General features: G+C 49.6%; 12 protein-coding genes. 2 read left to right on the top strand and 10 right to left on the bottom strand.

Going from position 1 to position 15,423, the window contains the following annotated elements:
- Positions 1-3: 3 nt before the first annotated feature.
- Genes HYT76_07700 through HYT76_07710 form a run of 3 tightly spaced genes read right to left on the bottom strand, consistent with a single transcriptional unit; the run spans position 4 to position 3,818 of the window.
- Positions 4-2,583: a valine--tRNA ligase gene (locus HYT76_07700; GenBank protein MBI2083441.1), complete on the bottom strand. Its 2,580-nt coding sequence runs from the start codon at positions 2,581-2,583 to the stop codon at positions 4-6.
- On the bottom strand, positions 2,573-3,289 hold the full coding sequence (locus HYT76_07705; GenBank protein MBI2083442.1) for a type III pantothenate kinase: 717 nt from the start codon (positions 3,287-3,289) through the stop codon (positions 2,573-2,575). The genes HYT76_07700 and HYT76_07705 overlap by 11 nt, the downstream gene beginning before the upstream one ends.
- A complete protein-coding gene (locus tag HYT76_07710; GenBank protein MBI2083443.1) occupies positions 3,267-3,818 on the bottom strand; it encodes a biotin--[acetyl-CoA-carboxylase] ligase in 552 nt (183 codons plus the stop codon). The genes HYT76_07705 and HYT76_07710 overlap by 23 nt, the downstream gene beginning before the upstream one ends.
- Before the next feature lie 25 nt (positions 3,819-3,843).
- On the opposite strand from HYT76_07710, the gene HYT76_07715 reads away from it, so the two are divergent.
- Entirely contained in the window at positions 3,844-4,461 is a 618-nt protein-coding gene (locus HYT76_07715) for a YbhB/YbcL family Raf kinase inhibitor-like protein (protein ID MBI2083444.1), read from the top strand.
- A 2-nt stretch (positions 4,462-4,463) separates the two neighbouring features.
- Positions 4,464-4,649, top strand: a complete 186-nt coding sequence (locus tag HYT76_07720; GenBank protein MBI2083445.1) for a hypothetical protein — start codon at positions 4,464-4,466, stop codon at positions 4,647-4,649.
- On the opposite strand, the gene HYT76_07725 is transcribed toward HYT76_07720, so the two are convergent.
- From HYT76_07725 to HYT76_07755, 7 genes are all read right to left on the bottom strand, one after another.
- A complete protein-coding gene (locus HYT76_07725; GenBank protein ID MBI2083446.1) occupies positions 4,646-6,298 on the bottom strand; it encodes a Na/Pi cotransporter family protein in 1,653 nt (550 codons plus the stop codon). The genes HYT76_07720 and HYT76_07725 overlap by 4 nt on opposite strands.
- 6 nt (positions 6,299-6,304) lie before the next feature.
- The gene (locus HYT76_07730) at positions 6,305-9,274 is read right to left on the bottom strand and encodes an AAA family ATPase (GenBank protein ID MBI2083447.1); all 2,970 of its coding nucleotides are present in this window, start codon (positions 9,272-9,274) and stop codon (positions 6,305-6,307) included.
- 117 nt (positions 9,275-9,391) lie between these two features.
- Complete coding sequence (locus HYT76_07735; GenBank protein ID MBI2083448.1) at positions 9,392-9,823, bottom strand: putative toxin-antitoxin system toxin component, PIN family; 432 nt, start codon at positions 9,821-9,823, stop codon at positions 9,392-9,394.
- Positions 9,820-10,065 carry a ribbon-helix-helix protein, CopG family gene (locus HYT76_07740; GenBank protein ID MBI2083449.1) on the bottom strand — a complete coding sequence of 82 codons (246 nt, stop codon included), beginning with the start codon at positions 10,063-10,065 and terminating at the stop codon, positions 9,820-9,822. The genes HYT76_07735 and HYT76_07740 overlap by 4 nt, the downstream gene beginning before the upstream one ends.
- Before the next feature lie 52 nt (positions 10,066-10,117).
- Positions 10,118-11,257 carry a hypothetical protein gene (locus HYT76_07745; protein MBI2083450.1) on the bottom strand — a complete coding sequence of 380 codons (1,140 nt, stop codon included), beginning with the start codon at positions 11,255-11,257 and terminating at the stop codon, positions 10,118-10,120.
- Positions 11,254-13,887 carry a pyruvate, phosphate dikinase gene (locus HYT76_07750; protein ID MBI2083451.1) on the bottom strand — a complete coding sequence of 878 codons (2,634 nt, stop codon included), beginning with the start codon at positions 13,885-13,887 and terminating at the stop codon, positions 11,254-11,256. The genes HYT76_07745 and HYT76_07750 overlap by 4 nt, the downstream gene beginning before the upstream one ends.
- Before the next feature lie 120 nt (positions 13,888-14,007).
- Positions 14,008-15,399 carry a glycine--tRNA ligase gene (locus HYT76_07755; GenBank protein MBI2083452.1) on the bottom strand — a complete coding sequence of 464 codons (1,392 nt, stop codon included), beginning with the start codon at positions 15,397-15,399 and terminating at the stop codon, positions 14,008-14,010.
- Positions 15,400-15,423 lie beyond the last annotated feature (24 nt).

The following is a 15,423-nucleotide window of genomic DNA, read 5'->3' on the forward strand; positions in this document are numbered from 1 at the left end:
TTCTCAGAGATTCTGGAACGTCTCTTCCATTCTCTGGATTTTTTCTCGGATGACCTGCAGGTGTTCCTTCTCCAATGAAATCACCTCAGGTTGGGCATGCTGAAGAAAGCCAAGATCGGACAGCTTCTTGTTTCGTCGCTCCTCATCCTCCTTAAGTTTCTTGATCTCCTTCTCGAGTCTCTTCTTCTCCACCCCCAGATCCACAAGCCCACTCAAAGGAACATAAACATCCAACCCACCCAATGAGATATGGGCCATCTGTTTGGCAACAACCTTCTTGTTTGAAAAAATGACCTTATCAGATCGGGTGAGCCGTCGAACCATCTCCTCCTCTCCCTGAAACCACCGAAGCTCCCCTTCATTTTGAAAAGAAATCGTCGGGGAAAGAGCTGCAGAGACCGGAATCTGATTCTCACCACGGATCGTCCTGAGAGCGGTAATCACCTGAATCATCCTCTCGACCGGTCGGATCTCATCCTGATAGTTCCATTTCTTCATCTCAGGAAACGAAGAAACGGTGATCGATTCCGACTCCCCCTTCTCCCGAAGTGACTGCCAAATCTCTTCGGTGATAAACGGCATAAAGGGATGCAGGACCTTCAGAGACTCGGCAAGGATCTCCCCGAAGACAGATTGATTCGACCTCACCTTTGAAAATTCAACATACCAATCACAGAAGGTATGCCAAAAAAATCGGTAGATCGCCTTCGCCGCCTCGTCAAACCGATAGGTCTCAAGGGAGGAGACAACCTGTTGCAGCGTATAATTCCACTGCTGCAGGATCCACTTGTCGTAGAGACTCAAGACCTCGCGAGAACTCTCCTGCTCCTGACTCAAAAAATATCGGGTAGCGTTCCAGATCTTGTTGCAAAAATTCCGGTACCCCTCGATCACCTGAGGCGAGAGTTTCACATCACGCCCGGGTACAGCAAGCACAGCAAGGGTAAAACGGAAGGCATCGGTTCCATATTGATCCATGATCGAAAGAGGATCGATCACATTCCCTTTCGACTTGCTCATCTTCTGTCCTTCGGCATCACGGACCAGCGCATGGATATAGACATCCCGAAAAGGGACCTCTCCCATAAATTTCATCCCCATCATCATCATCCGGGCGATCCAGAAAAAAATAATATCGAAGCCGGTGATCAAGACAGAAGTTGGATAAAAGGTTTTTAACTCCGGCGTCTGGTCCGGCCAACCTAATGTCGAAAAGGGCCAGAGAGCCGAGGAGAACCAGGTGTCGAGGACGTCGGGGTCTTGTTGGAGATTCGTGGAGCGGCAGGCAGGACACGAAGTTGGAGTTGTTCGAGAGACGATCGGTGGACATTTTTTATCGCAGTACCAAGCCGGTATCCTGTGCCCCCACCAGAGCTGGCGCGATATACACCAATCCCTGATCTCATTCATCCAATTCTGATACGTCTTGGTCCATTGATCCGGGAAAAATTTTGTCTTCCCATCTTGAACCGCCTCTAATGCATTTTTCGCCAGTGATTTTGTCCTGACAAACCATTGCTTCGAAACGAGCGGCTCCACAACAGTGTGGCAACGATAACAAAGTCCAACCGCATGTTTATACGGCTCGATCTTTTCGATCAAACCAAGCTCTTGCAACTCCTCAACGATCTTCTTCCGGCATTCAAACCGGTCCATGCCGGCATATTTTCCGGCGAGCGACGTCATCTTGGCGTCAAAACCAATAACGGTACGAACGGGAAGGTTGTGTCTCTTGCCGATTTCAAAATCGACCGGGTCGTGTGCGGGGGTTACCTTGACGACGCCCGTTCCGAACTCAGGATCGACCGCCTCATCAGCCACCACCTGGATCTGGATCTTCCCACCGATCGAATCGATCTCGAGTGTCTTCCCGACATATTTTTTATAACGTTCGTCATCGGGGTGAACGGCAATGCCCGTATCACCAAGCTTTGTTTCCGGCCGGACAGTCCCCAACGTCAGGGGACCGTATTTAATATAGACAAACTCGGCCGCTCTCTCCTCGCGTGTCACTTCGATATCCGATAAAACCGTTTGGCAACGGGGACACCAGTTCACGATATAGTCATCCCGCTCGATCAATCCCTCTTCGTACAACCGAACAAACTCCTCACGGACCGCACGCGAGAGACCATCATCCATCGTAAATCTCTCACGAGACCAATCACAGGAGGCGCCGAGCCTCTTCAGCTGATGGATGATCTGATTCCCATGCCTCTCTTTCCATTCCCAAACCCGTTCAATAAACTTCTCCCGCCCCAGGTCATGGCGCGACTTCCCCTCCTTCTTCAACTCCCGTTCGACAACATTCTGCGTCGCAATTCCGGCATGGTCGGTCCCCGGCATCCAGAGGACGTTAAACCCCTTCATCCTTTTATAGCGGCAGAGAATGTCCTGAAGTGTATTATTGAGGGCATGCCCCATATGGAGCGAGCCGGTCACGTTCGGCGGAGGAATGACAATGCAAAACGGAGGCCTCGAAGAGGTCGCCTCGGCATGAAAATACCCCTTTTGAATCCAGAATTCAGACCACTTCTTCTCAACTTCATGTGGCTCGTAGGCCTTTGGGAGTTCACGAGGCATGGTATTGGTAGATAAGCTGCAAACCACGCAGGGTCAAGAACGGATCAACTTTTTGAATTTTCTTGGACGATTTTGCGACCCATGGGGCAAGTCCACCGGTCGCGATCACTTTCAGATTCTTCCCTTGCTCCTTACGAATCCGTCCGATCATCCCATCCACAAGCGCTCCATAACCGTGAAAGAGACCCACCTGCATGACCTCAATGGTATTATGGCCAAGAACCTTCTTTTTAACCGCCAAGGGAACCTTTGGAAGTTTTGCGGTCTTTTCATGAAAGAAATTATTGCAAATCCCTGGCCCAGGAAAGAATGACGCCCCGACGATCTCTCCCTCTCTGTTAATCACGTCGAAAGTCGTGATGGTGCCTATATCAATAACAATGACAGGACGTATCGGATATGCCGCCACGGCATTCGCTATCCGATCGGCACCCGACTGGGGTCTTCGTTTTCGAATTTTTATGGGCCCCATTGTCTTCGTTGTCACAAAGAGCGGTTCAATCTTGAATCTTTTCCTTAAAAAAGATCGGAGGGGTTTGTTGAAACGTGGGACGACCGATGAGATGATAACCGCATCTAATTTTCGGTGAGATATTTTCTTGAGTAGGGGCGTAGCACTACGCCATACTTTCTTTAACTTTTCTCCCTGAAAGAATCCAAACTTGGTGGAACTATTTCCAACGTCAATGACCAGCAAACTCTTCATAATGCTCCCCAAAAACTCCGATCAACTTTTTTAAAACCCCCTCGCGATCGAACTCCCTCCCAAAAGCGATCTTCAGAGAAGTCGCCGTCTCCCGAACCTCGGGTGAAAAATCCTCGGGGTCCGTGTTGACGTTAATCCCGATGCCGACCACCACCCATGACGTCTTGTCACCTTCAGAGCTCATCTCACAAAGAATTCCCGCTACCTTCTTACCATCGATCAAAATGTCGTTGGGGCGTTTGATAACCACCTCTCTCCCCAGCGTCTCCCTCACCACTGCCGCCACCATTTGCGTAATCTCCACCGCCTCCACCGGCCTTACCTCCGGCCGCAAAAGAAACGAGACATAAAGATTTTTCCCTGCAGGGGACTCCCACCGCCTCCCCTCTCGGCCACGTCCCTCATTTTGCGAGTCGGCAACAAAAACAGAGCCGGCCGGTTCTCCATCACGGGCACGCCGGATCGCCTCCGCGTTTGTCGAATCAATTTCGCGAAAACGGTAGATCTTAAACGCCCTTGTCTTCTCCATAGACTTCGGTTAGATAAAAACCCATATGTTAGCGATCTACAACCATAAAGTTGTTTTTTTAGCCCTGTTGATCCTTCTCTCGATCGGTGGTTCTTTCGGGGCGAGTAGCAGCGGCTGCGGGACCAATACGACGACGGATGACGGGGATAATAGCACATCGGATCTTACCCTCACCAGTTCTGAAGCGGGGGATGGATTTAACCCTAATGGCAGCATCCCAAAAAAGTTTGCCTGCCCGGATACAGGAGGGACTGACGAACTACCAACGCTCTCTTGGTCAAACGCCCCGAGCACGACCAAGAGTTTTGCCCTCACGATGATCGACATCACGACAGAACCGGACACCATTCATATGGTTCTCTTTGACATCTCCAAATCAGCTACCTCGGTAACCGACGAGGATGATTTCAATGACACGAATTCTGCGGTCAATTATAGCGGAACCCGCAGCTATGCAGGCCCTTGTCCTCCGACAGCTGATGCCGCCCATACCTACGAATTCACCCTCTATGCGCTGGATGTTACCACCTTGGTTTCCGAAACAAACGCCGATTCGACAAATGCAAACGACACCATTGCGAAGATCAAAGAACATGATGTCGATTCTGATAAAATTTCAGGAACCTTCAAAGCGGAGCAATAACTATGTCCCTCACCCAAAAATATACCTGGAAAGACCACCTCTCTGAATGCGGTAAATGCAGCCCAAAAAAAGGGAAGCGACCGAAGAGAACCTCAAGAGAAGCGAATGCTTGTTTTGAAAAAGCCTGCCAGGATCATATCAAGAAGCTTGTTGCCAAACGGCAAGAGGCCAACAAAAAAGCAGCCTAAAGCGTACTCTCTCGATCCGGGAGCGCGGCACGCACAATAGCGTATAGCTTTGTGTTAACGCGTCTGAAATTGGAGAGAAGATCGAGGTGAATGGAGCTCGTCTCGATCGTTTCTTTCAAACCACGATGGAGCCTCTGGAGATGGGCCTCTCGGTACTTGGCCTCAATCTCGACAAGTCGCTTCTCATGTCGGGCAACTTTTCGCGCGAGAGTTTCATCCTCTGTTGTGATTGTGGAAATAGCGATCTGAAAATTTTCAGAAACCTTCGAATGAAAATCACAGATCTCCTGCCATCCTTCCTTTGAAAAATGCCGATTCTTGATAATTTTTTTCTGGGCAAGCTCCAAAATATTCTTGTTAATAATATCTCCGATCTCTTCAAGATCACTCACAATCGCAAGAAGACTGAGTTGCATATTCGCCTGTTCTGGAGTCAGGCTTTCCTGAGAGATCTTGGCCAGGAAAAGTTTGATCTCACGATCGAGAAGATCTACCTTGTCATCCTGATCTTCGATATATTTTATCAAGTCGAGATCATCCGTCTCGAAAACCTTGAGGACATTTTGATACATCTCGCAAGCGATCTCCGCCATCCGAAGGATCTCCCTTTTAACATTCGCAAATGCGAGGACTGGTGTCTCGAGAGCTCGAAGCTCAAGATATTTTGGCCGAAAAATCTCGTCCTGGGGAACAAGAGGTTCGGGAATCAGCTTTCGAACCACCCAAGCCCCCTGTTTGATGAAAGGAAGAAAGCTCAAAGAGAGAATTAAATTAAAAAGGAGGTGGGCAAGCGCAATCTGAATCGCGATATTGGTATTGACCCCATGAAGCCAGAAACTCCCTTTTGCAAAGAAAGAGTGCAGATGGGTCACGAAAACCATACAGATCATCGCTCCCGTCGTCTTGAAAACAAGATGCGATAGGGCGACCTGTTTGGCGGGGCGTGTCGATCCAACGGAGGCAAGCAGAGAGGGCATGCAAGTCCCAACATTTGCCCCCAGAACAATCGGAATCGCCTGCGAAAGGTCTATGAGACCTGAAAATGCCATCGCGATCGATAACCCGAGAGTCGTCGCCGCATTCTGGGCAAAGGCGGTAAAGAGAACCGCCCCAATAAAGGTATACCAAGGCCTCAAGGTCAAGAGAGAGAAAATCTCTTGAAGAAGATGACTCTCCCGCAAGGGAGAGGTTGTCCGGATCATTAATTGCATTCCGAAGAAAACAAGCCCAAAGCCGACAAAAAGCATGCTGATATATCTTGTCTTTTTACTTTTGGAAAAGAGATCGATTAACACTCCAAGAATCAAAAGGATCAAGGCGTAATCAGCAACGCCTCGCAAGGAAAGGAGAACCACAACAAAAGTCGAACCGATGTCAGCCCCCAAGATAACCCCCATCGCCTGGATCAATGAAATAGTCGCATTCGCTGAAAGTCCCACCAGCATGACGGTTGTCGCTGCAGAGCTTTGGAGAATGAAAGTCACGACAATACCGGTGAGCAGCGAAGAAAAACGATTTTCCGTCAGCGAGGAAATAATCGAGCGCAATTGATTGCCAGCCAAAAGCTGCAATCCAGCCCGTGATTGGCGGATACCGTAGATGAAAATAGCAATGGCCCCTAGAAAAGCGAGCCCTGAAAAGGCTTCCATTAAAATTTATGAGGCGAGTGGTAAATTTTCCGCAAGCTTCACCGAAACAATTTTAGAAATCCCAGCCTCTTCCATGGTTACCCCATAGAGGAGATGACATTGCTCCATTGTTCTTCGATTATGAGTAATCAAAATAAATTGAGATCGCGGGAGCATTTCCGACAAAAGGATATGAAAACGACTGACATTCAGATCATCCAGAGGAGCGTCGACTTCATCCAGAATACAAAAGGGAGACGGCTTGATCAAAAAGAGGGAAAAGATAAAGGCGATCGCAGAAAGGGCCTTTTCTCCTCCTGAGAGCAGCCCGATATGAGAAAGTTTTTTCCCAGGGGGTTGCACAAGAAGTTCAACTCCACGTTGAACTCCCTCATTGCCGTCGGTCAATCGAAGCTCGGCACGACCGCCATGGAAAAGGCGTGGGAAAAGGACCTGGAATTTCTCGTTCACAAGATCAAAAGTCTCCTCAAACCGACGTCGTGTTGTTTCATTAATCTTCGTGATAGCCTTCTTGAGCCCACCAATTGCCTCTTCCAGGTCCTGAATCTGCTTTTTCAGGAATTCTTCCCTGCCTTTGAGCTCCTCGTATTCTGGGATAGCCCCCAGATTCACGTCCCCTATCTTATCCAATCTCTGCTTGAGCTCCTCCAAACGTTGTTCTTCCAAGACACGATCAAAATTCTCGCCTTCTTGAAATTCGCTAGCCACCTCTCTTAAGGCAAGTCCGTACCTCTCAAAAATCTGACTCTCCAGGTGCCGCAGATCAGACTCCTGACGCGAGAGAGTCACCCTCAAATCCCCCGTATGACTTCTGGCAAGATCATACGACTTCCTTAAATCCCGAAGAGCGGTCTCTTTCTTCCCCAACTCCAGTGAGATCGCTTCATAATCACCTTTCGCCTTCTCGTTCTTCAAGGCAAGCTCTTCGAGCATCTTTTGGAGAGCTGACATCTCCAAAACAGCCGCTTCCTTTTCGGAAGACAAGGCGGTCATTTTTTCTTCAATAAGACGAATCTTCTCCTGTTCACGCTGCAAGCGATCGAGTTCTTTCTTCAAACCATCGCATTCCTTCTCTAAAGAAATTTTTTCCAAATCTTCCTGAAATTCCCGTTTTTTTAAATCCTCCATCAAAAGCCCGAGCTCGGAAAGCGATCCTTCGTATTGACTTGCACTATCCTCGATCAAACTGATCTCTTCCTCGAGAACGGCGACCCTTCCCTTCAGCTCCTTGATCTCCCTTTTCTTTTCCAACAGAAGCTTCCCGGGCAATCCAGCCGAACCACCACTGACAATCCCATACGGATCGACAACCTCTCCTTCGGGAGTCACGAGGGTCTTGTGATGACCATTGGATCTCCAGAGTGAAAGGGCCTTTTCCAGACTTTTCACAAGAATCACATCCCCCAGGAGATAAGTCCCGATCTTCGAGTAATCGGAACGAAGCCGAACCAGATCAAGAAGCGGACCAATAACCCCTTCATCTTTGTAAGGAAACGGCTTTGGCTCTGACTCCCGAATGTCGAGGGTAATAAACGAGCTCCGACCGGAGGCCTGTGTCTTCAGATAAGAAACCGCCTCCACCCCCTCATCATGGCTTTTCACAATGACATACTGAAGTTTTTCTCCCAATGCCGCACTGACAGCGAGCTCATATTCAGGAGGGGACTCCACAACATCCGCAACAACACCCAAAACTCCCTGCCCCTGCATCTCCCCCTGTTTCTTGGCCTTGAGAATCGTCCTAACCCCCTCCTGATACCCCTCAAAATTTCTTTCAAGATCGATGAGAGACATCAAGTGCGATCGCTTGAGACTCAGCTCCTCGCGTCGAACCAAAAGTTCTTTATCAAGATTTTCCTTTTTTTCTTTTTTGGAAACGATCTCCGTCTTGACCCTCTCAAGCTCCTCTTTCAAATTTGTCGACAGGCTTCGCAAGGAAGAAAGCTGATTCTGAATTTCTTCGACCTTGCCCTGCAGATTTTCCCCCACCTTCAAATTTTCAAGACTCTCTTTTTTCTCCTCTTCGAGACGCTTCCTCTCCCTCTCGTGAAAATCCTGCTGTGTCTGAAGAAGTTTGTATCGGCTAGAGGCCTCAAATGTCCGCTCCTGTAACTCAGACAACTCCCTCTCTTTTTCAATCTGACTGAGGCGCTCCTTCTCCCTCCCCATTTCGATCGTTTGCAAATTCCCCTGAGCCTCGCTCTCCTTCTGAGTCCATTCCTCCAGAAGGGTACCCAGTTCGGCCACTTCTTTTGAAGACTCCCGATGAAGAGCGGCAGAAAGTTTAAGGTCTAGTTGCTTGTGTTCTTCTTTTAACTGCCGATATTTTTCAGCCTTCTTCACCTGACGGTCCAGGGAGTTGATCTGACGGGTCACCTCGACCAAGATATCTTTCAGCCTCAGAAGGTTCTGTTCTGTCCCTTCCATCTTCCGAAGCGCCGCCTCTTTCCTCGCCTTGAACTTGGAAATGCCTGCAACCTCTTCAATCAGATAACGACGGTCCTCCGGTTTTGCGTTGATCGCAAAATCGATCTTCCCTTGTTCGATCACCGAATAGGCGCGATGTCCCACACCAGTCCCGAGAAAGAGATCGACGATGTCACGAAGTCTCGCAGGGACCTTGTTGATCAGATATTCGCTCTCTCCATCACGAAAGAGCCGGCGTGTAATCGAAATTTCTGTAAATCCGGCATACTGGGGAGGGACAAGCCCATCTTCGGTGGAAAAGGTCAGCGTCACCTCTGCCATCCCAACCGGTGGGCGTGACTCAGAACCGTTGAAGATGACATCCTCCATCGCACGACCACGCAGGCTCTTCGCACTCATCTCCCCCATGACCCAGCGAATCGCATCGACAATGTTCGATTTTCCACACCCATTGGGACCAACAACCCCGACCAAAGGACGGTCAAATTCGACAACGGTAGGATCGACAAAGGACTTGAAGCCCAGCAGTTCTAATCTTTTGATCTGCATTTTTCCTTAAGTGAAAAACCCCAAGCGTTTTCAGTTAGTTATAAATTTAGCATGGCCTATGATCCCTGTAAAGATGAAACATATGGTCATGACGATAGGTAAGTAATTTCGCTCTGATCATTTTTTGGATCGTTGACTCAGTAATGAATTGAGGCCTTGGTAGAATTCAGCAGGGGAAATAATTCGAAATCCAAAGGGATGCTTCAAAGGGAGAAGATGGGCCTTGTCTCCTGTAACCAGAAAATCCGCCTGGCAGGAAAGGGCGCACTCCAAAATCCTGTTGTCCTCCTGACACCCCTTCACGAGCGACAACCCTTTTTTTGGATAAACAAGAGCCCCTGTGCCATCAACCCAACGCAAGATCGCCTCCCTTTCATGGAGTGTCAGATCAAATTTCGTTTCAAGGACACGACGGAGCTCTTCCAGGATCTCGGGAGAATAAAACAGGTCAAACTTTTTATCCCGGGCGAGGTCCACCAATCGAGAGGGAATCCCTCCCTTAAAAAGGTGCCCGGAGATATAGACGTTGGTATCAAAGACAACTTTCACTTGCGGGTCTGATGGCGCACCTTGTGGATCAGGGCGACAACATCATCATCGGATTCAATTCCCATCGCACGGGCCTTCGCCTGCATCTTCTGCTCAATCGGCTCAATCTCTTTTCTTTGCAGGTAGTCCCTCAAAGCTTCCTGAATGAGTCGGCTCTTGGTTTGCCCCCGTAACCTGGCAAACTCCCTCAGCTTCTCCTCCATCTCCCGCGGCAGGGAAAGGCTGGTGACAACATTTTCCATATAAAAATATATATGAAATTTAGTAAAAAAAATCAAGCTGATTTTTAAATGGTCAATTCGTAAAAGTGGCAACGACACTATTCGAACTCAGATCAATCACTGACATCGTGTTGGCAGCTATGTTGGTCACATAGAGATAACTTGTTCCATTCAAGGCGGTAAAGGCGGAGAGTCCGAACGGCTCATCTCCTACCTCTATCTTTGTTTCGACTGAGGTATTAGCCAGACTGATGACAGAAATGGTATCGTCTCCCCGATTTGTCACAAACGCCTTATCGATCAGAAAGACAATCTCCTGCGGATTGGTTCCCAAGGAGATCGTCGCCGCTTCTATGGAGCTAATCGTCATCTCTTTCATTGCCTCCGAAGAATCCAAAACAGGGATAGAAGAAAGTGGTATCACACGCAGGAGGGGTAAAGCGGAGGAACTATCAATGATATAAAGGCTCCTCCCCCGCGGGCCATCTCCATCTGGATCAGCGGCCTCTGCCAATAAACCTCGTGGAACACCTACTTGAGTCAGGACATAATCAATCGAAAGATCAGAGGCGTTGACCACATAAACGATCCCCGCCAGATCTGAAACGAAAATCTGATCAGAGGTCACAGCGACTCGTGTGGCCCCTCGCCCCGAAAAAATAGCGGTAGAAAGCACAACTCGAAGAGAGATCGATGTTTGAATGGACGGATCATTGGAATCAAAAGCGACCAGAGATCCTGCATTCGTCGTCACAAACCCACGCCCTGAGGCATCACAACAGGCAATCCCAAACGGATTTTCCCCAATATTAAAACTCTCAACCTGACCAAATGGAGAGACAGCTTCATCCAAGGCAATTCGAAGGAGGGGATCAGCAAGATCGGTTTTATTTTCCGAGGCACGATTGGGTAAAAAAAGCAGTCTCCTCGCCGGATCGAGGTAGGCCTGACCTGAAAAATTGGCCAACGGAATTGGATTCGGACTGACGGCTGTCAGTCTCTGAGGGGCGGCAGGGTTCGAAATATCAAGAACCAAGAGAGAACCGTTTTCGTAACGCAGTTCATTGTTAGAATTAACGAGGTAAGCCCGCTGATTGGCAGGATCGACAGCGACAGAAATCGGCTCAGCGAGATTGGTCCCCAGCTCCTCAAAAAGATCACCGGTGCAACTAATCAACAAGAGTGGCAGAAAAAACCAACGACACTTTTTCATGAGCTTTGTTTCAACACCGCGTGGGCAGCCGCCAGGCGCGCAATCGGAACTCGATACGGTGAACAACTGACATAATTAAATCCCACCTCATGACAAAATTCGACCGAGGACGGATCCCCCCCATGCTCTCCGCAAATTCCCAATTTTAGATCAGGACGAACCTTGCGCCCCTTCTCAACAGCAATCCGGATTAAGCCTCCCACTCCATCACGATCGATCGAAACAAAGGGGTCGGTCGGATAAATCCCTTCTTTGAGATAAAACGGCAAGAAATGGGCGGCGTCATCGCGAGAAATTCCAAACGTGGTCTGGGTAAGATCATTGGTCCCGAACGAAAAGAAGTCGGCGACCTTGGCAATCTCATCTGCCGTCATGGCGGCTCGAGGAAGTTCGATCATCGTCCCGATCAAATATTCCAGTTTACATCTCCTCTCCCTCAAAATTTGATCGCAAATCACTTCCGTCTCTTTTCGCATTCGCATCAGCTCATTCACGTGACCGACCAAAGGGATCATGATCTCCGGAATAACCTTAACCCCCTCCAGAGTCAGCTCTGCCGCCGCCTCCATGGCGGCACGGACTTGCATGCGATAAATCTCTGGATAGGTAATTCCCAAGCGGCACCCTCGATGACCCAGCATCGGATTCAGCTCTCCCAAGGCCTCAACCTTGGTTTTCAATTTTGAAGTAGAAAGGCCCATCACTTTGGCAAGCGCCTCAATCTCCCGATGGGTCTTTGGAAGAAACTCATGCAGCGGTGGGTCCAGAAGTCGGATCGTCACCGGATACCCCTCCATTTCCCGAAGGATTTCCCTAAAATCTCCCTTCTGCATCGGAAGGAGTTTTGCCAACGCCCTCTCACGCGTATCGGTGTTATCGGCAAGGATCATCTCGCGAACCGCCTCGATCCGAACCGGATCAAAAAACATATGCTCGGTCCGGCAGAGACCGATCCCCTCAGCCCCAAACTCACGCGCCACCTTCGTATCATGAGGCGTATCGGCATTGGTACGGACCTTCAGCCTCCGATACTTGTCGGCCCATTTCATTAATGTGGCAAAATCACCGGAGAGTACTGGTTGAACGGTACCGACTTTCCCCAAGATCACCTCTCCTGTGGACCCATCAAGACTGATCCAGTCCCCTTCATGAACTGTCTTCCCACTGGCTCGAAAAAGATTTTCCCCCATCTCAAGGTCGGTACAACCAGCAACACAGCATTTCCCCATCCCTCTCGCAACAACAGCGGCATGGGACGTCATGCCTCCTCTCTCGGTCAAAATCCCCTGGGCCACATGCATCCCATGAATATCTTCAGGGGAGGTCTCGAGCCTGACGAGAATGACCCTTTCCCCCTTCTTGACCCATTCCTCAGCATCATCGGCCGTGAAAACGACGCGCCCAACAGCGGCGCCGGGAGAGGCCGGCAGCCCCTTCGCGATCACCTCTTTTACCGCCTTTGGATCGATCATTGGATGGAGAAGCTGATCCAATTGAGAAGGATTAACCTTCAAGATCGCCTTCTTCTCATCAATCAAACCTTCTCTCACCATCTCAACCGCAATCCGCACAGCTGCCTGCGCCGTCCTTTTCCCCGTCCGGGTCTGAAGCATCCAGACCTTCCCTTTCTGGACCGTAAACTCGATATCCTGCATCTCTAGAAAATGATGCTCCAGCCTCTCCTGAATCTCCATCAGATCGCGATAGGCCTTCGGCATCTTCTTCTCCAATGACTCCGAAGTCTCATTAATCGGTTGAGGGGTTCTGATCCCGGCGACGACATCCTCACCCTGGGCATTGATGAGATATTCTCCGAAAAATTTCTTTTCCCCTGTCGAAGGGTCGCGCGTAAAGGCAACCCCCGTGGCACAATCATCCCCCATATTTCCAAAAACCATCGCCTGCACATTAACCGCCGTCCCCCAATCACCGGGATAACCATAGATACGACGGTAGTCGATCGCTCGACGACTATTCCATGACTTGAAGACGGCACCGATCGCCCCTCTCAATTGAAGCCACGGATCAGACGGAAACTCATGTCCCAATTGTCTCTTGACCAATTCGAGATAGTTCCCAACGACCTCTTCCAGGTCTTTGTGATCGAGCTCGGTATCTAACTTCACCTTTCTCTTCTTTTTTTGATTGGAAAGAACCTCCTCAAACTGGGCATGCTCCAATCCTAAAACGACATTTGAATACATCTGGATAAAGCGCCGGAAGCTATCGTAGGCAAATCGGGAGTTTTTCGTTCGCGTGAGAAGGCCTTGAACCGTTTTCTCATTGAGTCCCAAATTCAGAATCGTATCCATCATCCCCGGCATACTGACCCGCGCACCGGAACGGACCGAGAGAAGGAGCGGATTTTCCGAAGATCCAAATTGAGCCCCCATCACCTCTTCGACCTTCAGCAGGGCCCTCTTCGCTTCCGACTCAAGACTGGAGGGGATTTTCTCTCCCAGCTTGTAATATTCGGCACAAACCTCTGTGGTAATCGTAAATCCCGCAGGGACAGGAATCCCCAAATTCGTCATCTCCGCTAGACCGGCCCCCTTGCCACCCAGAAGCTCCTTCATCTTGCCAGAGCCTTCGGCATGGCCAGCGCCAAAGAAATAGACCTGTTTTGACATTGAGCGGTTAGATAGTCGACCCCCTTTTCAAATTCAACCAAAAAGCAACGATTTGGCGAGGGCAACTTTCTTTAAAAAAGACACGATCTCGGATCGGCATATGGTGGTGTTTGGGGAGATTTAAAACTTTTCCCTAAGATAACTCTCGACTTGATCAATCGAGATCCGGTCTTGCTTCATCGAGTCCCGATCGCGAACGGTGACCTTCTTGTCATTCTCGGATTCAAAATCATACGTGATACAGAACGGAGTCCCGATCTCATCCTGACGCCGGTACCGTTTTCCGATCGAACCGGTGTCGTCATACTCAACAATCCACTTCTTGCGAAGCACCTCCTCGATACGATGCGCCCCGCCCTGAAGTACTTCTTTTCTAGAAAGCGGAAACAGCGCCACCTGAACCGGGGCCAGGTGGTACGGGAGTCTTAACACCGTCTCGATCTCCTTCACGCTCTCTGTCGTCATCGTCCGCCCCCCTTCCACCTCATGATACGCATTCAAAAGCGATATCAGGACGGTCCGCGTCAGACCGAAGGTCGGCTCGATCACATGTGGAAAGAATTTCTCGTTGGTTAAAAGATCAATGTAGCGGAGATCCTTCCCCGATTTTTCGGAGTGATTCCGAAGGTCATAATCGGTCCGATAGGCAAGTCCGAAAAGCTCCTTCCACCCCATCGGGGTCTCATACTCGATATCAACTGTGCGGGTGGAATAATGAGAAAGCTCCTCTTTTGAATGTTCTCGAACGCGAAGCTTTTCCTTGGAAAACCCCAGCTCCCGCGTCCACTCCCACATCTCACCCAGCCAATACTCAAACCATTTCTCCCATTCCTTCGGGTTCACAAAGTACTCAAACTCCTGCAGATCAAACTCCAACGTGCGGAAGGTGAAATTTCCGGGGGTGATCTCGTTCCGAAAGACACGTCCCGAGGCGGCAATCCCGAATGGAAGCCGCATCCGACTCGACTCAACGACACTCTTGAAATTCACAAACATCCCCTGCGCCATCTCGCCACGAAGATAAACGACCGATTGTTCCCCCTCCAGAACCCCAAGAAAGGTCTTGAAAAGAAGATTAAAGACACGAGACGGAGTAAAGTTGCGTGTCCCACAGTGCGGACAGGCGACCTTGCTGCTTACAAGCATCTCATCAAGCTCTTTCAGAGATTTTCCTTCTACCTTTGCTGCGGAATCTTTTTCCTGAATCAGATGATCGGCCCGCCAGCGATGCTTGCATTGCTTGCAATCAACCTGGGCGTCATTGAAGTTCGCCACATGCCCGGAGGCCTCCCAGACCTTTGGATTCATGAAGATCGCCGGGTCGATACCGACGATATCGGACCGGGAGGCGACAAATCGTCGCCACCAGGCCTGCTCAATGTTCCGTTTGAGCTGAGAACCAAGCGGACCGTAATCCCAGGAGTTCGAGAGCCCCCCATAAATCTCGGAACCGGGAAAGACAAACCCTCGTCGTTTGCAGAGGGAGACGATCTTTTCCATAGTAACAGACATTTATTCAGAGTTATAAAATGAGAA

The organism is Deltaproteobacteria bacterium, from assembly GCA_016180845.1.
In the GTDB taxonomy this organism is placed as follows: Bacteria; UBA10199; UBA10199; order JACPAL01; family JACPAL01; genus JACPAK01.